General features: G+C 61.4%; 15 protein-coding genes. 4 read left to right on the top strand and 11 right to left on the bottom strand.

The window, feature by feature from the left end; translation table 11 throughout:
- Window positions 1–184: 184 nt before the first annotated feature.
- Both gltB and KZH41_RS03435 read left to right on the top strand, forming a co-directional pair.
- Complete coding sequence (gene gltB / locus KZH41_RS03430; RefSeq protein ID WP_242154001.1) at window positions 185–4,630, top strand: glutamate synthase large subunit; 4,446 nt, start codon at window positions 185–187, stop codon at window positions 4,628–4,630.
- 32 nt (window positions 4,631–4,662) lie between these two features.
- Window positions 4,663–6,081: an FAD-dependent oxidoreductase gene (locus KZH41_RS03435; protein ID WP_263274390.1), complete on the top strand. Its 1,419-nt coding sequence runs from the start codon at window positions 4,663–4,665 to the stop codon at window positions 6,079–6,081.
- A gap of 62 nt (window positions 6,082–6,143) precedes the next feature.
- On the opposite strand, the gene KZH41_RS03440 is transcribed toward KZH41_RS03435, so the two are convergent.
- Window positions 6,144–9,233 carry an efflux RND transporter permease subunit gene (locus KZH41_RS03440; RefSeq protein ID WP_242154003.1) on the bottom strand — a complete coding sequence of 1,030 codons (3,090 nt, stop codon included), beginning with the start codon at window positions 9,231–9,233 and terminating at the stop codon, window positions 6,144–6,146.
- A gap of 3 nt (window positions 9,234–9,236) precedes the next feature.
- Window positions 9,237–10,409, bottom strand: coding sequence for an efflux RND transporter periplasmic adaptor subunit (locus KZH41_RS03445; RefSeq protein ID WP_371917640.1), 1,173 nt, complete (start codon window positions 10,407–10,409; stop codon window positions 9,237–9,239).
- A gap of 234 nt (window positions 10,410–10,643) precedes the next feature.
- Here KZH41_RS03445 and hemE point away from each other — a divergent pair, with 234 nt between their 5' ends.
- Entirely contained in the window at window positions 10,644–11,711 is a 1,068-nt protein-coding gene (hemE, locus tag KZH41_RS03450) for a uroporphyrinogen decarboxylase (RefSeq protein WP_094949284.1), read from the top strand.
- Window positions 11,712–11,854: 143 nt separating this feature from the next.
- Here the strand turns inward: hemE and KZH41_RS03455 are convergent, their stop codons facing one another.
- Window positions 11,855–13,090 (bottom strand): MFS transporter, encoded by a 1,236-nt coding sequence (locus KZH41_RS03455; protein ID WP_406979634.1) that lies wholly within the window; start codon window positions 13,088–13,090, stop codon window positions 11,855–11,857.
- A gap of 157 nt (window positions 13,091–13,247) precedes the next feature.
- On the opposite strand from KZH41_RS03455, the gene KZH41_RS03460 reads away from it, so the two are divergent.
- The gene (locus tag KZH41_RS03460; RefSeq protein WP_242154008.1) at window positions 13,248–14,141 is read left to right on the top strand and encodes a LysR family transcriptional regulator; all 894 of its coding nucleotides are present in this window, start codon (window positions 13,248–13,250) and stop codon (window positions 14,139–14,141) included.
- Between the two features lie 57 nt (window positions 14,142–14,198).
- Here the strand turns inward: KZH41_RS03460 and KZH41_RS03465 are convergent, their stop codons facing one another.
- Genes KZH41_RS03465 through KZH41_RS03500 form a run of 8 tightly spaced genes read right to left on the bottom strand, consistent with a single transcriptional unit; the run spans window position 14,199 to window position 20,704 of the window.
- A complete protein-coding gene (locus KZH41_RS03465) occupies window positions 14,199–14,648 on the bottom strand; it encodes a hypothetical protein (RefSeq protein ID WP_263274391.1) in 450 nt (149 codons plus the stop codon).
- Window positions 14,649–14,674: 26 nt separating this feature from the next.
- Window positions 14,675–15,901: a beta-ketoacyl-ACP synthase gene (locus tag KZH41_RS03470; protein ID WP_094949280.1), complete on the bottom strand. Its 1,227-nt coding sequence runs from the start codon at window positions 15,899–15,901 to the stop codon at window positions 14,675–14,677.
- Complete coding sequence (fabG, locus tag KZH41_RS03475) at window positions 15,901–16,629, bottom strand: 3-oxoacyl-ACP reductase FabG (protein ID WP_242154013.1); 729 nt, start codon at window positions 16,627–16,629, stop codon at window positions 15,901–15,903. The genes KZH41_RS03470 and fabG overlap by 1 nt, the downstream gene beginning before the upstream one ends.
- A complete protein-coding gene (locus tag KZH41_RS03480) occupies window positions 16,626–17,087 on the bottom strand; it encodes a hotdog family protein (protein ID WP_083355642.1) in 462 nt (153 codons plus the stop codon). The genes fabG and KZH41_RS03480 overlap by 4 nt, the downstream gene beginning before the upstream one ends.
- Window positions 17,084–18,250, bottom strand: coding sequence for a beta-ketoacyl-[acyl-carrier-protein] synthase family protein (locus tag KZH41_RS03485; RefSeq protein WP_094949278.1), 1,167 nt, complete (start codon window positions 18,248–18,250; stop codon window positions 17,084–17,086). Before KZH41_RS03485 ends, KZH41_RS03480 begins: the two co-directional genes overlap by 4 nt.
- On the bottom strand, window positions 18,247–18,729 hold the full coding sequence (locus KZH41_RS03490) for a hypothetical protein (RefSeq protein WP_263274392.1): 483 nt from the start codon (window positions 18,727–18,729) through the stop codon (window positions 18,247–18,249). Before KZH41_RS03490 ends, KZH41_RS03485 begins: the two co-directional genes overlap by 4 nt.
- The gene (locus tag KZH41_RS03495; RefSeq protein ID WP_263274393.1) at window positions 18,726–19,460 is read right to left on the bottom strand and encodes a class I SAM-dependent methyltransferase; all 735 of its coding nucleotides are present in this window, start codon (window positions 19,458–19,460) and stop codon (window positions 18,726–18,728) included. The genes KZH41_RS03490 and KZH41_RS03495 overlap by 4 nt, the downstream gene beginning before the upstream one ends.
- Entirely contained in the window at window positions 19,457–20,704 is a 1,248-nt protein-coding gene (locus KZH41_RS03500; protein ID WP_263274394.1) for an NAD(P)/FAD-dependent oxidoreductase, read from the bottom strand. Before KZH41_RS03500 ends, KZH41_RS03495 begins: the two co-directional genes overlap by 4 nt.
- Between the last annotated feature and the right edge of the window lie 18 nt (window positions 20,705–20,722).

Below are 20,722 nucleotides of genomic sequence, written 5' to 3' on the forward strand. Positions count from 1 at the left end.
CTTTCATAAATGCGACATAGATTTGCGACATTTCGTCGCTAAATTTGTGAGCGTTCGTGTCGGTGTGTACAATGACCTCCCTTTTGCCCCCGCTAAGCCGGCGTACGTTCGGCGTGGAAGGTAACCGGTTGAATTAAAAAGAAATTTGCCTCGGTATAAGAGGCAGCCTGGTGAGAAAGTGTCTATGAAAGCAGGTCTGTACCAACCCGATGAATTCAAGGATAACTGCGGTTTCGGCCTGATAGCCCACATGCAGGGCGAGCCCAGTCATACCCTTTTGCAAACGGCCATCGAGGCCCTGACCTGCATGACCCACCGCGGTGGGATCAACGCCGACGGCAAGACCGGTGACGGTTGTGGCTTGCTGATTCAAAAGCCCGACCAGTTCCTGCGCGCTGTCGCCAAAGAGCAATTTGCGGTCGACCTGCCCAAGCAATACGCCGTGGGCATGGTTTTCTTCAACCAGGACCCAGTCAAAGCCGAAGCCGCTCGCGAGAACATGAACCGCGAGATCCTCGCTGCCGGCCTGCAACTTGTCGGCTGGCGCAAAGTGCCGATCGACACCAGCGTGCTCGGCCGCCTGGCCCTGGAGCGCCTGCCGCAGATCGAACAAGTGTTCATTGCAGGTAGTGGCCTGAGCGACCAGGACATGGCGATCAAGCTGTTTACCTCGCGTCGTCGTTCGTCAGTGTCCAACGCCTTGGATACCGACCACTACATCTGCAGCTTTTCGCACAAGACCATCATTTATAAAGGCCTGATGATGCCGGCGGATTTGACCGCCTTCTATCCAGACCTGAGCGATGAGCGCCTGCAAACCGCAATCTGCGTGTTCCACCAGCGCTTCTCCACCAACACCCTGCCGAAATGGCCGCTGGCCCAGCCATTCCGCTTCCTCGCCCACAACGGCGAGATCAACACCATCACCGGCAACCGCAACTGGGCTGTGGCCCGTCGCACCAAGTTCGCCAACGACTTGATGGACCTCGAAGAGCTCGGCCCGCTGGTCAACCGTGTGGGCTCCGACTCCTCCAGCATGGACAACATGCTCGAGCTGATGGTCACCGGCGGCATTGACCTGTTCCGTGGCGTGCGCATGATCATTCCGCCAGCGTGGCAGAACGTCGAGACCATGGACCCGGACCTGCGTGCGTTCTACGAGTACAACTCGATGCACATGGAGCCGTGGGACGGCCCGGCCGGCGTGGTAATGACCGACGGCCGCTACGCGGTGTGCCTGCTCGACCGTAACGGTCTGCGCCCGGCGCGTTGGGTCACCACCACCAACGGTTTCATCACCCTTGCGTCGGAAATCGGCGTATGGGACTACAAGCCTGAAGACGTTATCGCTAAAGGCCGCGTAGGCCCTGGCCAGATCCTGGCCGTGGACACCGAAACCGGGCAGATCCTCGACACTGACGCCATCGACAACCGCTTGAAGTCGCGTCACCCGTACAAGCAATGGCTGCGCAAGAACGCCCTGCGCATCCAGGCGACCATGGAAGACAACGACCACGGTTCGGCTTTCTATGACGTCGACCAACTCAAGCAGTACATGAAGATGTACCAGGTCACGTTCGAAGAGCGCGACCAAGTGCTGCGCCCGCTCGGCGAGCAAGGCTACGAGGCGGTCGGCTCCATGGGCGATGACACGCCGATGGCCGTGCTGTCCCAGCGTGTGCGCACGCCATACGACTATTTCCGCCAGCAGTTCGCCCAGGTGACTAACCCACCGATCGACCCGCTGCGCGAAGCCATCGTGATGTCGCTGGAAGTGTGCCTCGGTGCCGAGCGCAACATCTTCCAGGAGTCGCCTGAGCACGCCTCCCGCGTGATCCTCAGCTCGCCAGTGATCTCGCCAGCCAAGTGGCGTTCGTTGATGACCCTGGAGCGCCCAGGCTTCGACCGCCAGATCATCGACCTGAACTACGACGAGAGCCTCGGCCTTGAAGCCGCTGTGCGTAACGTCGCCGATCAGGCTGAAGAAGCGGTGCGTGCCGGTCGTACCCAGATCGTGCTGACTGACCGTCATATCGCTCCAGGCAAGTTGCCGATCCACGCTTCCCTGGCGACCGGTGCGGTGCACCACCGCCTGACCGAAAAAGGCCTGCGTTGCGACTCCAACATCCTCGTCGAAACCGCCACAGCCCGCGACCCGCATCACTTTGCGGTGTTGATCGGTTTCGGCGCCTCGGCGGTTTATCCGTTCCTGGCGTACGAAGTGCTCGGTGACCTGATCCGTACCGGTGAAGTGCTGGGCGACCTCTACGAGGTGTTCAAGAACTACCGTAAAGGCATCACCAAGGGCCTGTTGAAGATCCTGTCGAAGATGGGTATCTCCACCGTCACGTCCTATCGCGGCGCTCAATTGTTCGAAGCCATCGGCCTGTCTGAAGAAGTCTGCGAGCTGAGCTTCCGTGGCGTGCCGAGCCGCATCAAGGGTGCGCGTTTCGTCGACATCGAAGCCGAACAGAAAGCCCTGGCCGCCGAAGCCTGGAGCGCGCGCAAGCCGATCCAGCAAGGCGGCCTGCTCAAGTTCGTGCACGGTGGCGAATACCACGCCTACAACCCGGACGTGGTCAGCACCCTGCAAGCCGCTGTGCAGCAGGGCGACTACGCCAAGTTCAAGGCATACACCGCGCTGGTGGATAACCGCCCGGTGTCGATGATCCGCGACCTGTTCAAGGTGAAAACCCTGGACACGCCGCTGGCCATCAGCGAAATCGAGCCGCTGGAATCGATCCTCAAGCGCTTCGACTCCGCGGGTATTTCCCTCGGCGCCTTGTCGCCTGAGGCCCACGAAGCCCTGGCCGAAGCCATGAACCGCCTGGGTGCGCGTTCCAACTCCGGCGAAGGCGGTGAAGACCCGGCGCGCTACGGCACCATCAAAAGCTCGAAAATCAAGCAGGTCGCGACTGGCCGTTTCGGTGTAACCCCGGAATACCTGGTCAACGCCGAAGTGCTGCAGATCAAAGTCGCCCAGGGCGCCAAGCCCGGTGAAGGCGGCCAACTGCCAGGCGGCAAGGTCAACGGTTTGATCGCCAAGCTGCGTTATGCGGTGCCGGGTGTGACCCTGATTTCGCCGCCGCCGCACCACGACATCTACTCGATTGAAGACTTGTCGCAGCTGATTTTCGACTTGAAACAAGTCAACCCGCAGGCGCTGGTCTCGGTGAAACTGGTAGCCGAAGCCGGCGTGGGCACCATCGCCGCTGGCGTGGCCAAGGCCTATGCCGACCTGATCACCATCTCCGGCTACGACGGCGGCACCGGCGCTTCGCCGCTGACGTCCATCAAGTACGCCGGCGCGCCGTGGGAACTGGGCCTGGCTGAAACTCACCAGACCCTGCGCGGCAACGACCTGCGCGGCAAAGTCCGTGTACAAACTGACGGCGGCCTGAAAACCGGCCTCGACGTGATCAAGGCTGCGATCCTCGGCGCCGAAAGCTTCGGCTTCGGCACCGCGCCAATGATCGCCCTGGGCTGCAAATACCTGCGCATCTGCCACCTGAACAACTGCGCCACCGGCGTCGCGACTCAGAACGAGAAGCTGCGTAAGGATCACTACATCGGCACCGTCGACATGGTGGTGAATTTCTTCACCTACGTCGCCGAAGAAACCCGTGAGTGGTTAGCCAAGCTGGGCGTGCGCTCGCTGGAAGAGCTGATCGGGCGTACCGATCTGCTGGAAATCCTCGAAGGCCAGACTGCCAAGCAACAGCACCTGGACCTGACGCCGCTGTTGGGCAGCGATCACATCCCGGCAGACAAGCCGCAATTCTGCCAGGTGGAGCGCAACCCGCCGTTCGACAAAGGCTTGCTGGCCGAGAAGATGGTCGAGATGGCCAGCGCCTCGATCAACGACGCCAGCGGTGGCGAATTCGCCTTGGATATCTGCAACTGCGACCGCTCCATCGGCGCACGCATCTCCGGCGAAATCGCGCGCAAGCACGGCAACCAAGGCATGGCGAAAGCGCCGATCACCTTCCGCTTCAACGGCACTGCGGGCCAGAGCTTCGGCGTGTGGAACGCCGGCGGCCTGCACATGTACCTGGAAGGTGACGCCAACGACTACGTGGGCAAGGGCATGACCGGCGGCAAGCTGGTGATCGTTCCGCCTAAAGGCAGCATCTACAAGACCCAGGACAGTGCCATCATCGGCAACACCTGCTTGTACGGTGCCACCGGCGGCAAGCTGTTCGCCGCCGGTACGGCCGGTGAGCGTTTCGCCGTGCGTAACTCCGGTGCCCACACCGTGGTGGAAGGCACTGGCGATCACTGCTGCGAGTACATGACCGGGGGCTTTGTCGCGGTACTGGGCAAGACCGGTTACAACTTCGGTTCGGGCATGACCGGCGGTTTCGCCTACGTGCTCGACCAGGACAACACCTTCGTCGACAAGGTCAACCACGAGTTGGTCGAGATCCAGCGGATCAGCGGTGAAGCCATGGAATCCTACCGGAACCACTTGCAGCACGTGCTGGACGAATACGTCGAGGAAACCGGCAGCGAATGGGGGCGTAACCTCGCTGAAAACCTCGATGATTACCTGCGTCGTTTCTGGCTGGTCAAGCCCAAGGCTGCCAACCTGAAATCGTTGCTTTCCAGCATCCGTGCCAACCCGCAGTGATATGCGCCTGAACAGTTTGATGAGGTTTTAACATGGCTGAACGTCTGAATAACGACTTCCAGTTCATCGATGTCGAGCGCAAAGATCCGAAGAAGAAACTGTTGCGTCAACGCAAGAAAGAGTTCGTGGAAATCTACGAGCCCTTTAAACCCCAGCACTCGGCCGACCAGGCCCACCGCTGCCTGGGTTGCGGTAACCCGTATTGCGAATGGAAGTGCCCGGTGCACAACTTCATTCCCAACTGGCTAAAATTGGTGGCTGAGGGCAACATCCTCGCCGCCGCCGAGCTGTCGCACCAGACTAACACCCTGCCGGAAGTCTGCGGCCGGGTGTGCCCGCAGGATCGTCTGTGCGAGGGTGCTTGCACCCTTAACGACGGCTTCGGCGCGGTGACCATCGGTTCGGTGGAGAAGTACATCACCGACACCGCGTTCGCCATGGGCTGGCGCCCGGACATGTCCAAGGTCAAGCCGACCGGCAAGCGTGTCGCGATCGTTGGAGCAGGCCCGGCGGGCTTGGGCTGCGCCGACGTGTTGGTGCGTGGCGGCGTGACCCCGGTGGTGTTCGACAAGAACCCGGAAATCGGCGGTCTGCTGACCTTCGGCATCCCCGAGTTCAAGCTGGAAAAAACCGTACTGAGCCACCGTCGCGAAGTGTTCACCGGCATGGGTATCGAGTTCCGTCTCAATACCGAAATCGGTAAAGACATCACCATGGAGCAACTGCTCGCCGAATACGATGCGGTGTTTATGGGCATGGGCACCTACACCTACATGAAGGGCGGCTTTGCCGGTGAGGACCTGCCGGGCGTTTACGACGCGCTCGACTTTCTGATCGCCAACGTCAACCGCAACCTGGGCTTTGAAAAGTCGCCGGAAGATTTCGTCGACATGAAAGGCAAGAAGGTTGTGGTGCTCGGCGGTGGTGACACCGCGATGGACTGCAACCGCACCTCGATCCGCCAGGGCGCCAAGTCGGTGACCTGTGCGTACCGTCGTGACGAAGCCAACATGCCAGGCTCGCGCAAAGAGGTGAAGAACGCCAAGGAAGAAGGCGTGAAATTCCTCTACAACCGCCAGCCGATTGCCATCGTCGGTGAAGACCGTGTCGAAGGCGTGAAGGTGGTCGAGACCCGTCTCGGCGAGCCGGACGCCCGTGGCCGTCGCAGCCCTGAACCGATCCCGGGTTCTGAAGAGATTATCCCGGCTGACGCCGTGGTCATCGCCTTCGGTTTCCGCCCAAGCCCGGCGCCGTGGTTCGAGCAGTTCGAAATCCAGACCGATAGCCAGGGCCGTGTCGTAGCCCCGGAACAAGGCCAGTACAAGCACCAGACCAGCAACCCGAAAATCTTCGCCGGTGGCGATATGGTTCGGGGTTCTGACCTGGTGGTAACCGCGATCTTCGAAGGGCGTAATGCCGCTGAAGGGATCCTGGATTACCTGGGCGTCTAGGCCCGGCTAAGCCACACACAAAAGCGGGCGTGTTCTTTACGGACAAGCCCGCTTTTTGCGTTTCAGCGACGGCGGGTTTTCACTCGCTTCGTCACCTCCACAAAAAACACCGGTACAAACACCACGGCCAACGTCGCGGTGATCATCCCGCCGATCACGCCCGTGCCGATGGCCTGTTGGCTTTGCGAACTGGCACCGGTGGCAATGGCCAGGGGCACCACGCCAAGGATGAACGCCATGGAGGTCATCACAATCGGCCGCAACCGCTGCCGCGCGGCTTGCAGGGTGGCGTCGACCAGGTCGTGGCCCTCGTCGTAGAGGCTCTTGGCAAACTCGATGATCAAGATCGCGTTTTTCGCCGACAGGCCAATGATGGTGATCAAACCGACCTTGAAGAAGACGTCGTTGGGCATCTCGCGCAGGGTCACCGCCAGCACGGCACCGAGCACGCCCAGGGGCACTACCAGCAGGACTGACGTCGGGATCGACCAGCTCTCGTACAGCGCCGCCAGACACAGGAACACCACCAGCAGCGACAAGCCGAACAGGATCGGCGCCTGGTTGCCCGACAAACGCTCCTGCAATGACAGCCCCGTCCATTCCTGCCCCAGCCCGGCAGGCCCTTGCGCCACTAGGCGCTCGATTTCCGCCATGGCTTCGCCGGTGCTGTAGCCGGGCGCCGGTTCGCCGGAAATGCTGATCGCCGGGTAGCCGTTGTAGCGGTTCAGTTGCGCCGGTCCTTTAATCCAATTGGCCTGGACAAAAGCCGACAGCGGCACCATTTGTCCCTCGTTGTTGCGTACGTGCATCTTCAGCAAGTCCTCGACCTGCCTGCGTTGCTCGCCTTCAGCCTGGACCACCACCCGTTGCATGCGGCCCTGATTGGGGAAGTCATTGATATAGGCCGAACCGATGCTGGTGGACACGACGTTGCCGATATCGGCAAAGGCGACACCCAGCGCATTGGCATGTCGGCGGTCGACTTCCAGTTTTACCTGGGGCGCTTCGGCCAGCGCGCTTTCGCGCACATTGATCAGGATCGGGCTGGCTTGAGCGGCCTCCAGCAAATCGCTGCGTGCCTGCATCAATGTCGCGTACCCAAGGCCGCCACGGTCTTGCAGGCGGAACTCAAACCCGCTGGAAGTGCCAAGCCCGTCAATCGGCGGCGGCAATACGACGAACACTTCGGCGCCTTTGATTTGGCTGGCCACCGCGTTCGCCCGTTCGGCGATCGCGGCCGCCGTGTCATTGCTGCCCCGCTGCGACCAATCCTTGAGCACCGTGTAACCCAGCCCGGCATTCTGCCCGCTGCCGGAAAAACTGAAACCGAGCACAAAGGTGCTGTTGTCCACACCCGGCTCGGTGGCGTTGTGTGCTTCGATCTGCTTGATGACCTCGATCGTGCGGCTTTGGCTCGCCCCGGGAGGCAGTTGAATATCGGTGATCGTATAGCCCATGTCTTCGACTGGAAGAAACGAGGAGGGCAGACGATTGAAACTCACCACCAGCACGATCAGTAGCGCGGCATAGATGAACAAATAGCGGCCACTGCGTTTCAAGGCCTGTGCGACCCAGCCCTGATAGCGCTCGGTCAGTTGTTCGAATCGGCGGTTGAACCCGGCGAAGAATCCGCGGGCCTTGTGCTCACCCGGTGCAACGGGTTTCAGTAGCGTGGCGCACAGTGCCGGTGTGAGGGTCAGGGCAAGGAACGCCGAGAACAGAATCGACGTGGCCATGGTCAGGGAAAACTGCTGGTAAATGATCCCGACCGAACCTTGCATGAACGCCATCGGAATAAACACGGCCACCAGCACCAGGGTGATGCCGACGATGGCGCCGCCGATTTGTTTCATCGCCTTGCGCGTGGCGTCCCTGGGTGAGAGGCGCTCCTGAAGCATGATGCGTTCGACGTTCTCCACCACCACGATGGCGTCGTCCACCAGAATGCCGATGGATAGCACCATGCCGAACATGGTCAGCACATTGATGGAGAACCCCAGCACCTGCATGAGTGCAAAGGTGCCCATCAGGGCCACCGGCACAACCAATGTCGGAATCAATGTGTAGCGGATGTTTTGCAAGAACAGGTACATCACGGCAAACACCAGCACCATCGCTTCGAGCAAGGTGTAAACCACTTTGGTGATCGAGACTTTGACGAAGGGCGAGGTGTCGTAAGCGATCTGGTATTTCATGTCTGCCGGAAAGTAGCGCGTCAACTCATCCATTTTCGCGCGCACCAGCGTCGCAGTACTCAATGCGTTGCCGCCGGGTGTCAGTTGCACGCCCAATTCGCTGGAAGGCTGGCCGTTGAGGCGAGTACCGAACTGGTATTCCTGGCTGCCGATCTCGACCCTGGCAACATCACCTATGCGCACGCTGGCCCCATTGGGCTGGGCACGCAGCACAATATCGGCGAATGCTTCAGGGCTCGACAGTTGGCCGTCTACGAGGATGCTCGCAGTGATTTCCTGGCTGCCGGCGACCGGCAGCTCCCCGAGGCTGCCGGCGGCTATCAGGGCGTTCTGCGCGATGATCGCGGCATTCACGTCCGCCGCTGTCAGGTTGAAGGCAATCAGCTTTTGCGGATCGACCCAAATACGCATGGCACGCTCGGCGCCGAACATCTGCACCTTGCCGACGCCGTCCAGACGTTTGATCTCATTGACCACGTTGCGCGCCAGGTAATCACTGAGGGACACGTTGTCGACGTCATCGCTGGTGCCGATCAGTGAGATGAACAGCAGGAAACCCGTGGAAACTTTCTCCACGCGCAAGCCCTGTTCTATCACCGCTTGCGGCAGGCGCGACTCGATGACCTTCAAGCGATTGAGCACGTCGACCTGCGCCAGCTCAGGGTTGGTGCCGGGTTTGAAGGTCGCGGTGATCGTGGCGGAGCCTTGGCTGCTGCGCGATTCAAAATACAGCAGGTGATCAGCCCCGCTGAGCTCTTCTTCGATCAGGCTGACGACACTTTGGTCCATGGCCTGCGCCGACGCGCCGGGGTAGGTGGCAACGACCTCGATTTTGGGCGGTGCAATGTTGGGGTATTGCGCCACGGGCAACTGCGAAATCGCCAGGACACCGGCCAGCACGATAAACAGCGCAATGACCCAGGCGAATACCGGGCGATCGATAAAGAATTGCGGCATAAGCTAGCGTCCTGCTGACTGACCAATAGCTTGGTCGAGTGGAAGAGCGGCGTTGTCGAGCACGACCTGCTCGCCTGGTCGGGCATGCTGCAGGCCTTCGACGACGATGCGGTCGCCGGCGCTGAGGCCGTCGGTGACGACCCACCGGTTCTGGTGCACCGCGCCCAGTTGCACGGTTTTCAGGCTCACGCGCAGTTGGTCATCCACCAACAGCACCTGTGGCAACCCCGCGCTGTTACGCAGGATGGCGCGCTGCGGCACGCTGATGCCTTGTTGGTCGATGGCGTGCTCCAGCCGCACACGCACAAAGCTGCCGGGCAGCAAATCGAGGTCGGGGTTGGGAAATTCGCTGCGCAGGATGATCTGGCCGGTGCCGGGGTCGACGGCGATGTCGCTGAACAGCAGCTTGCCGGGCAACGGGTACGCGCTGCCGTCGTCCTGGAGCAAGGTCGCTTTGGCCTGGCCTGGGCTCAATTGCTGCAACTGGCCGGAGCGGAATGCGCGGCGCAGTTCGTTGAGTTCACGGGTCGATTGCGTGAGGTCGACATGGACCGGGTCCAGTTGCTGGATCAGCGCCAGCGGGGTTGATTCGTTCTGGCCGACCAAGGCGCCTTCGGTCACCAAGGCGCGCCCGATACGCCCGGAGATGGGCGCGGTAACGGTGGCGTAACCCAAATTAAGACGCGCGCGTTGTACCAAGGCCTCATTGGCCGCGACGTCAGCCTCGGCCTGCCGTGCGCCCGCCCGTGCGTTGTCATATTCCTGAGCACTGATCGCATTGCCTGAGATCAACTGGCGGTAGCGCTGTTCTTGCTGGCGCGCGCGTGAAGCATCGGCTTGAGACCTTTTGAGCCCGGCCAGCGCGCTATCCAAGTCAGCTTGGAGCGGCGCCGGGTCGATGTAGAACAGCACGTCGCCCTGTTTTACGTCAGCGCCTTGCGCGAACACACTTTTGAGCACCACCCCAGCTACCCGAGCGTTTACCTGGGCCGTTCGTGGTGCCGCAATGCGCCCACTGAGCTCGCTGGTGATAGACAGGGGTTTGGCTTGCAGGGTTTCGGTGCTCACCTTTACGGGGGCGGATGCCTGCGGCTCGGTTGCCGGAGTGCAGCCGCTCACAGCAATCGCCAACACCAGTGAACCTGATGCGAAACGCAGTTTTCTATACATCGACATGCCTCCATAAAGAGGCATGGATGCTAGGAACGAGCAGTTAATTTGCTGTTAAGTCGACGTTGCAAGAGTGCGAGCAAATGTGACGTTTAGTTTCAAGTTATTGCAGCGAAGAGGCTCAAGTGCGAGGTCCAATCACCGCGACAAATTGACCCGATAGACAAAAGGCACGGCTCACTCCGTGCCTTTTGCGTCGCGCTCTGAGAAAATGCCCGTACTTTTTTTGCGGATGCCGACATGACTGCCCTCAAGAACGACCGTTTCCTTCGTGCCCTGCTCAAGCAACCCGTAGACGTCACGCCCGTGTGGATGATGCGTCAGGCCGGTCGCTACCTGCCGGAATACCGCGCCAGTCGCGCCAATGCCGGCGACTTCATGAGCTTGTGCATGAACCCGGAGTTCGCCTGCGAAGTCACGATGCAGCCGCTGGACCGCTACCCACAACTGGACGCGGCCATCCTTTTCTCCGATATCCTCACCATCCCTGACGCCATGGGCCAAGGCCTGTACTTTGAAACCGGCGAAGGCCCGCGTTTCAAGAAAGTCGTCAGCACCCTGGCCGACATCGAAGCCCTGCCGATCCCTGATCCGCACAAAGACCTCGGTTACGTGATGGACGCCGTCAGCACCATCCGCCGCGAGCTGAATGGCCGTGTGCCGCTGATTGGCTTCTCCGGCAGCCCATGGACCCTGGCCACCTACATGGTCGAAGGCGGCTCGTCGAAAGACTTCCGCAAGACCAAGGCCATGCTCTATGACAACCCACAAGCCATGCACCTGCTGTTGGACAAACTGGCCCAGTCGGTGACCAGCTACCTCAACGGCCAGATCATGGCCGGCGCGCAAGCGGTGCAGATCTTCGACACCTGGGGCGGCAACCTGTCGTCGGCGGCGTACCAGGAATTCTCCCTGGCCTACATGCGCAAAATCGTCAGCGGCCTGATCCGCGAACACGAAGGCCGCAAAGTACCGGTGATCATGTTCACCAAAGGCGGTGGCCTGTGGCTGGAAAGCATCGCCGACGCCGGTGCCGATGCACTCGGCCTGGACTGGACCTGCGACCTCGGTGACGCGCGCAGCCGCGTTGGCAACCGGGTGGCGCTGCAAGGCAACATGGACCCCACCGTGCTCTACGCCAAGCCGGAAGCGATCCGCACCGAAGTCGGCCGCATCCTGGCCAGCTACGGCAAGGGCAGCGGGCACGTGTTCAACCTCGGCCATGGCATCACGCCGGAAGTGAACCCGGAACATGCCGGCGCGTTCCTGCGCGCGGTGCATGAGCTGTCGGCGCAGTACCACGAGTAATGAAAAAGCCCGGCAGTGCCGGGCTTTTTATTAGGGTGTACACAAAACAAATGTAGGAGCTGGTGTGCCTGCGATAGCGGTGGTGAATTCACTACCGCTATCGCAGGCAAGCCAGCTCCCACATACAGCAAATCGCGTCAGGCCTATACATTCCCCAGCGGCGCCAGCTTCGCCAGCTTCAACGCCACCAACAGCGCGCCAATCAACAGCGCCACGATAAACCCACCAATCCCATTCCACCCGGCAAAATGCCAGAAGAACCCACCCGCCGTACCCGCAATACTCGAGCCCACGTAGTAGCAGAACAAGTACAGCGACGACGCCTGCCCCTTGGCCTTGACTGCGCGGCGGCCGATCCAGCTGCTGGCCACCGAGTGGGCGCCGAAGAAGCCGAAGGTAAAGATCAGCATGCCCGGCACCACCAGCCATAGCGGGGTGAACAGTGTCAGTAACATCCCCGAAAGCATCAGCACGATGGTGCCCCACAACACACGACGACGGCCGAGCCGATCAGCCAATGAGCCGATTTTCGCCGAGCTGTAGATGCCCGAGAGGTACACCAGCGACAGCAGGCCGACCAGGGCTTGGCTTAATTCGTAAGGCGAAGCCAGCAGGCGATAGCCGATGTAGTTGAACATCGTCACGAACGCACCCATCAGCAGGAACGCTTCGAGGAACAACCACGGCAGGCCCGCGTCCTTGAAGTGCATGACAAAGCCATCCAGCAGGTTGCGTGGCTTGAGGCTGCTGGCGCGGAAGTTACGCGACTCGGGGAGGATCTTCCAGAACACCGTGGCCGCGATCAGCGCCAGGGCGCCGATGATCAGCGTGGCGGTGTGCCAACTGACGAAGTCGATCAGCACGCCCATGATCAGGCGCCCGCTCATGCCGCCAATCGCGTTGCCGCCAATGTAGAGCCCCATGGCCAGGCCGATGTGTTGCGGGTGAATCTCTTCGCTCAGGTAGGTCATCGCTACAGCGGCCAGACCGCTCAGTGACAAACCCACCAACGCGCGCATCAGCAGAATCCCTTCCCACGTCGGCATCAAGCCACTGGCGATGGTCGCCAGCGCGGCACAGAACAACGCGGACACCATCACGGGCTTGCGCCCCAGCCGGTCGGAAATCGGCCCGGTGATCAGCAATCCCAAGGCAAGCATCGCCGTGGCAACCGATAGGATCAGGCTGCTTTGCGCCGCATTGATGGAAAACTCGTGGGACAGCGCTGGCATCATCGGCTGCACGCAATACAGCAGCGCAAAGGTCGCAAACCCACCGGAGAACAGCGCCAGCACGGTGCGCATGAACATCGGCGTGCCTTTTTCGATGAACTGCTCGTTGAGCTGTGCCACCACCTCATCTAAGGCGGTAGGCGGGATGTCTTGAGCAGATGGAGCGACAGCAGATTTCACGGGGACCTCGGCGAGGGAAAGCCTGCCAGGACTGGCAATGCAAAAAAGAATATAGCTGCCTAATGATTCTTTCCAATATATTATTCGACCTGTTTGATAGCTTTAACGACCTAATGAGGTTTGCATGGAATTGCGTCACCTGCGGTACTTCATCGCCGTCGCCGAAGAGCTGCATTTTGGCCGTGCCGCGCAGGTACTGGGCATCTCGCAACCGCCGCTGAGCCAGCAGATTCAGGCGCTGGAGCAAGAGGTGGGCGCGCGCTTGTTTGAGCGGACCAATCGTCGGGTCGAGCTGAGTGAGGCGGGGCGGTTGTTCCTGCACGAGGCGCGGTTAGTGCTGGCGCAGGTCGACAAGGCGGCGGACGTGGCCCGGCGCGCGCAGTTGGGCGAACTGGGGGAGTTGAAGATTGGCTTCACCTCGTCGGCGCCGTTCAATTCCAGCATTCCGCAGGCGATCTTTGCGTTTCGTCAGGCGTTCCCGGCGGTGCACCTGAACCTGCAAGAGATGAGCAGCACCGAAGTGGCCGAGTCGCTGGTGGATGAGTCGATCCAGGTCGGGCTTATGCGGCCGCTGCCGTTGCCCGACTCGCTTAGCGTCATCGAACTGATGCGTGAGCCTCTGGTCGCCGTACTGAATGCCGGCCACCCGCTGGTGGAAGGCAGCGAGCGCGGTTTGCACCTGGCGCAACTGGCGCAGGAGCCGTTTGTATTCTTCCCACGCACCTATGGCAGCGGCCTGTATGCGCAATTGCTCAACCTGGCCCGTGACGCCGGCTTCAGCCCGCACTTCGCCCAGGAAGCCGGAGAGGCGATGACCATCATCGGTTTGGTGGCGGCGGGGTTGGGTGTGTCGGTGCTGCCGGCGTCTTACCAGCGCATACGCATTGATGGCGTGGTGTATCGCACGTTGCTCGATCAGGAAGCAGTGACGGCCGTGTGGCTGGTGCAACGCAAAGGCGCGCAAACCCCGATGGCCAAGGCGTTTGTGGAACTTCTAACCCGTAAGGCGTTGGTATGACGGGCGAATAACCTGTGGCGAGGGAGCTTGCTCCCTCGCCACAGGAAAGCGGGTGTATCAGTTCTGCTTCGACGTCCCCGTCTGCTCAAACAACTGCGCCGCCGACCCCGGCTCATTCGCGCCATTGCTGCGCAAACCCGCCATGATGTCGCTGTCCAAGTTGTTCACCCAGCGGTTGTAGTTGCGATGGATCTTGCCGTCCTTGTAGCCCAGGTCGCGGCTGTCGCGGTAGGTGATGGCGTAGCTGTTGCGGGTGTAACGGATGTCGATGGCGGCGTAGCACTGGTTACGCACGGTGATTTCGGCCTGCACCAGTTGTGGGCTCAGGCGTTGCACGGTCCACTCGCGTTTTTGCAGGGCGTTGACGATGACCTGCTTCATTTTGTCTTCGCTGACCTGGGTGTCGGCCGGCAGCGCGTGCTGGGTGTTGAGCACCGGTTTGTTGGTGCAGCCGGCGGTGGTCAGCAACGCCAGGGTGATCAGGGTGGCGCGTAGCAAGGAAGACATTCCGTTTTCTCCAATCGATTAAAAATTCAGGACCAGCGGCGGAAGATCAGCGAGGTGTTGACGCCGCCAAACGCAAAGTTGTTGTTCATCACGTAATCGTTGTGCATTTCGCGAAAGCCACCTTGCAGGTAATCCAGCTCGCCGCATTGCGGGTCGACCGAATCGAGGTTGAAGGTGTGCACGTACTGGTCGCGGTTCATCATTTCAATGCTGAACCAGGACTCCAGTGCGCCGCACGCGCCCAAGGTGTGGCCGAGGAAGCTTTTCTGCGAGCTGATGGGCATGCGGCTGCCGAACAGGCTGCTGGTCGCCAATGTCTCGGCAATATCGCCTTGATCAGTGGCAGTGCCATGGCCGTTCACGTAGCCGATGGCCGAAGGCTCAAGCCCGGCATCTTCCAGGGCCAGTTCCATCGCGCGGCGCATGGTTTTCTGCTCCGGGCGGGTGGTGTGCTGGCCGTCGGCGTTGCTGCCGAAACCCACCAGCTCGGCGTGGATGTGCGCCCCGCGTGCCAACGCGTGTTCGAGTTCTTCGAGCACCAACATGCCGCCGCCTTCGCCGATCACCAGGCCATCGCGGCCGCTGTCGTAAGGGCGTGGGCTGGTCTGTGGCGCATCGTTTTTCAGGCTGGTGGCGTATAGCGCGTCGAACACCATCGCTTCGGTAGGGCACAACTCTTCCGCGCCGCCGGCGAGCATCAACGGCAGGCGACCGAACTTGATCGCCTCGTAGGCATAGCCGATGCCTTGGCTGCCACTGGTGCAGGCGCTGGACGTCGGGATCAGCCGCCCAGTGAGGCCAAAGAAGATGCTGATATTCGCCGCCGTGGTGTGCGGCATCATGCGCACATAGGAGTTGGCATTCAGCCCCTCGGCCACGGAGTTCAGCAGCATATTGCCGAACGCCTTGATCTCATCGGTGCTACCGGTGGACGAGCCACAGGCCACGCCCATACGCCCGTCCTTGATCGACTCGTCGCCGAGCAAGCCGGCGTCCTGCAGCGCCTGCTCTGCCGCCCACACGGCCAGGCGCGAGACGCGGCCCATGCTGCGCAGTTGCTTGCGCGTCCAATGGGCAGGCACCACGAAATCGTCGATGGGCCCGGCCAGTCGCGTGTTCAGTTCGGTGAAACGGTCCCACTCGTCCATGCGCCGAATGCCGCTGCGGTTGGCGCGAAAGTTGGCGGCGATGGTATCCCAGTCGCAGCCCAGGGAGGTCATGCCGGCCATGCCGGTGACGACGACGCGCTTCATCAGCACAGGCCTCCGTTCACGGCCAACACCTGGCGCGTGATGTAGCCAGCCTCGGCCGACATCAGGAAATTCACTGCACCGGCGACTTCTTCCGGCGTGCCCATGCGCTGTGCCGGGATCATTTTCATCAGCTCTTCTACCGGCACGTTTTCATCCAGCATCGCAGTGTCGATCAAGCCGGGCGCCACACAGTTGACGGTGATTTTGCGCTTGCCCAATTCAATAGCGAGGGCCTTGGCCGCGCCGATCAAGCCGGCTTTCGACGCGCTGTAGTTGACCTGCCCACGGTTGCCGATCAGCCCCGACACCGAGGTGATGCACACGATACGGCCGGCGGCGCGACGACGAATCATCGGCATCATTACCGGGTGCAGCACATTGTAGAAACCGTCGAGGTTGGTGCGCATCACCACGTCCCAATCGTCTTCGGACAAGGCTGGGAACGCACCGTCGCGGGTCAGGCCGGCATTGAGCACCACGCCGTAGTAGGCGCCATGTTGCTCCACGTCGGCCTCAAGGATTGCCTTGCAGCTGGCGCGATCCGCCACATCGAATTGCAGCACGCGAGCCTTGCGGCCCAAGGCTTCAATCTCGACCTGCACCGCGTCCGCTTCAACGCGGCCACTGCGGCAATGCAGCACGATGTCATGCCCGGCCTGCGCTAGGCGCAGGGCAATGGCGCGGCCGATGCCACGGCTGGAGCCGGTGACCAGTACGGATTCAGTCATGGCGTTTCGTCCTTCGGTTCATCTAAATAATTGGCCGCCTGTGGCGGTCGAAATACGTTCAAGCGTGCGCTGGCCTGGATACCGTCGCCGGTGAGGTGGCATTCGAACACACCCATGCCGTTGTCGTCTTCCAGCGAGCGCAGGCCGTGGATGCGCAACTCGGCGCCTGCCGGGAAGTGTTCCACGTTGCACTCGAACTTGCGGGTGCCGAGCAGGAAGCCCAATTCCACCGCATCGCCTTTCTGGCGCGCGCGGCACCCGGCATAGGCGGCGACGCTTTGCGCCATCAGCTCGATGCCGACCCAGGCCGGTAGGCTGCCGTCCGCGCGGTTGAACAGGCCGCCGGGCTTGACGGTGAGGCGGGTGTGAATCTGCTCTTCATCGAACGACAACACCTGGTCGATCAGGATCATGTCGCCCGCATGGGGCAGCAGTTCGGCGAGTGGCCAATCGATCATGGGGCCTCTGCGATTATCAGGCTGACGTTATTACCGCCGAAAGCAAACGAGTTGCTCATCAGGCAGCGCTTTTTCAGGGTGTCGCCGGCCTGCGCCCATTGCAAGGCCGGCAGCGCCGGGTCGGCGTGGCCGTCCCACACATGCGGTGGTACCAAGCCGTGTGTCAGGCTCAGCCAGCAGAACGCCGCTTCCAGCGCGCCGGCTGCACCGAGCGTGTGGCCAGTCATGGGCTTGGTCGAAGAACAGGCCACGCCTTCGGGAAACAGGCTGGCGACAGCCAGGCTTTCCATGGCGTCGTTGTGTTGGGTGGCGGTGCCGTGCAGGTTCAGGTAACCGATGTGCTCGGGCGCAAGCTTCGCGCTGGCCAAAGCCTTGCGCATCGCCTGCAACGCGCCCTTGCCGGTGGGCTCGGGCGCGGAGATATGGTGCGCGTCGCAACTGGCGCCACTGCCCAGCAAAGCAATGGGTGCAGGTGTTTTAGTCATCAGAAACAGCACCGCCGCTTCGCCGATATTGATGCCATTGCGGTTCACTGAAAAGGGATTGCAGCGCTCGCTGGAGACGGCTTCCAGCGAGGTAAAACCGTTCAGCGTCAGCTTGCACAGGCTGTCGACACCGCCGCAGATCACCGCGTCACACATGCCCAGGTCCAGCAGGCGTTGAGCACTCATCAACGCGCGGGCGCTGGAGGTGCAGGCGGTGGAAATCACATAGGCCGGGCCGCTCAGTTGCAGCCAGTCGGCAAGGAAATTCGCCGGGGCGCTGAGTTCCTGTTGTTGGTAGTCGTAGTCGCCGGGGAATTGCTGGTCGCGCAGGTAATTGGCGATGCCACGGCTGGCTTCGTCAATGCCCGAAGTGCTGGTACCCAAAACCACGCCGACTCGCGATGCGCCGTAATCGTGGATTGCCTGGCGGATCTCGCTTTCAATCTGCAACGCCGCTTCCAACAGCAACTGGTTGTTGCGGCTGCTTTGCTGGTTCAGTTCGACAGGGATAGTCGCTAGCTCGCTGCGCACGCCACCCACCGGCAACACACGTTCCGGCACCCAGCCGCTCTCGGCGCGCATACCGGAGCAGTCGCCGGCAAACAGGCTGCGGCTGACCTCGGCCTGGCCGCGCCCCAAGGCACAGATCACGCCCAGCGCATTTAGATAAGCTGTCATCGGGCAACCCCAAGCGGCGTGATGCGGTAGCTCAACGGCTGGCCCGTCATGTTCACGCTAAACACCTCGGAAGACTGATACACGATTTGCCAATGGCCTGGCAGCGTGCGCGTGAGGTCCATGGCTTGGGCGCTGGGGTACAGCGCGCGCACGTCATCCGCCGAGGTCAGGGCAAACAGCAGTGCGGCGAACAACTCGCGGGCTTGAGGGTTGGGCGGCAGCAAGCCATCGGCCTGCCACTGGCCATCTACCAGCTTTTGCCGGGCCTGGGGAATGCCCAGCGGGTCCATCATCGACCAGCGAATGGCTGCGCCTTCGCGCTGGATCACCAGCAGCCAATCCTGGCTCTGGCTGCCTGCCAGGCGCTGCACATGCAGTTGCATCGGCAAGGCCAGGGCTGGGGGTTTTTCCGGCAATGGCGGCTGGCTGACGCAGGCGCTCAGCAGCAACAGGCAGCCGATCAACAGCAGGCGGATCATGGTGCGGCGCTCACTAAAGGCTTACGCGCCACGCAGTTCACCAAGGTCTCTTCACGCTGGCCCACCGGTGTCGGGTTGCGCAGGCCCCAGCGCTCGAGCAAGCCGAAATCGCTGGAACGGCTCCACCATAAGTACGGATACGAGACGTTCTGCGGGCCGAATTCAAAGCCCTGCTCGCGCAGCATTTGCAAATACTCTTCGGCGCTTTTCTGCACGTGCATCGGGTGGCGGAACAGCCAGCGAATCACCCAGGTGTCGATGTAGGCTTCGGTGGACTCGGCAAACAGCAAGTAGCCGCCCGGTTTGAGCACGCGGTAGAACTCTTTCAAGGCGCGATGCTGTTCCACCAGGTGGTGGAAGGTCTGGTGGCAGAACAGGATATCGACGCTTTCATCCGGCACTTGCAGGGTGGCGCAGTCGCTGCCGATCAGCTCGATGGTCAGGCCCTGGCGCGCGGCTTCGGCCTTGCTCAGTTCCAGGCTGTGAGGGTCGGCGTCCAGGCCGATCAGGCGCTGCGGCGCGAACACGTGCTGTAAATACTGGAACGATTTGCCCTGGCCGCAACCGGCGTCCAGCAACACCGGCGCTACCGGTAGTGGCTCGGTGAACAAGCTGCGCAGGTCGTTGATCGCCACGCGCAACACGTGATGCTGCCAGGTGTGGCTGCGCAGGAACCAGAAGCCGAACTTGGTTTCTTCGACGTAGTTTTTACTCAGGTATTGAGTGCTCATACTGTTTCGCCCGCACAAATCTCCGACAACATCCGCAACCGCCGCTTGGGTTCGCTGACAAACGGGTTGCGCTCATCCCACGCATAGCCAGCGAGGATCGAGCTGATCATCCGGCGAATCTCCGGCGAGCTGCTCGGGTGGAAAATCACATCCTGGAAGGTGCCGGCGTACCAGCCTTCGACGTAGCAACGGAAGGTATCGACGCCGCGCTTCAACGGCTCGGCAAACTCGGTTTGCCAGTCCACAGCCTCACCCTTGAGTTGGCGATGCAGCAGCCCCGCGGCCATGCTTGCCGAGCGCATGGCGATGGTCACACCGGAAGAAAACACCGGGTCGAGGAATTCCGCCGCGTTGCCCAGCAGCGCAAAGCCCGGGCCGTGCAGGGTTTTGACGTTGGCGGAGTAGCCACCGATGGTGCGCGCGGGCGTGTCCCACACGGCGTTTTGCAGCACGCCGGCAAGGCTTGGGGTTTCTGCGATAAAGCCGCGCAGGCAGGCGTCGAGGTCGCTGTCGCGGCCGTCGAAATGCTCCTTGGCCGCAACCACGCCCACCGAGCAGCGACCGTTGCTGAACGGGATGGTCCAAAACCAGATGTCGCGCTGGGTGGGGTGGGTGGTGATCAGGATCTTGGTGCGGTCGAAGCCTGGGTGGTCGATGTGGTCTTCAACGTGGGTGAAAACCGCCTGACGCAGCGGGAAATTTGACGGTGCTTCCAGGTCCAGCAGGCGCGGCAGCACGCGGCCGTAGCCGCTGGCGTCGAGCACGAACTTGGCCTTGAGGTGGTACTCGCTGCCATTCTCGCGGCGCACGTGCAGGTAGCGGCTTTCGCCGGCGAAGTCCACGCCGACGATGGTTTCGCCGTAGCGAATGTCCACGCCTTGCACGGCGGCCTGGTCGGCCAGCAATTTGTCGAATTCGCCGCGCTGCACCTGGAAGGTGGTGGGCTTGCCGTTGCTGAACGTGTCACCAAAATCAAACGCGCTGTAGCGCTCGCCCCAGGCAAACGCGGCGCCGGTTTTCAACTGAAAGCCTGCCGCCTGGACGGCCTCGAGCATGCCGGCTTCTTCGATAAAGTCGATGCAGTGCGACAGCAGGCTTTCGCCAATCGAGAAACGTGGGAAATGCTGACGCTCGATAATCAATACATCATGCCCGTTGCGCTTTAACAGCGCGGCAGCGATCGCACCGGACGGGCCGGCACCAATCACCACCACCTGGCGACGTTCCATTTCAACTGTGGGCACGATGGCTCCTTGCCATTT

This window comes from Pseudomonas sp. YeP6b (assembly GCF_025642995.1).
Classification (GTDB): domain Bacteria; phylum Pseudomonadota; class Gammaproteobacteria; order Pseudomonadales; family Pseudomonadaceae; genus Aquipseudomonas.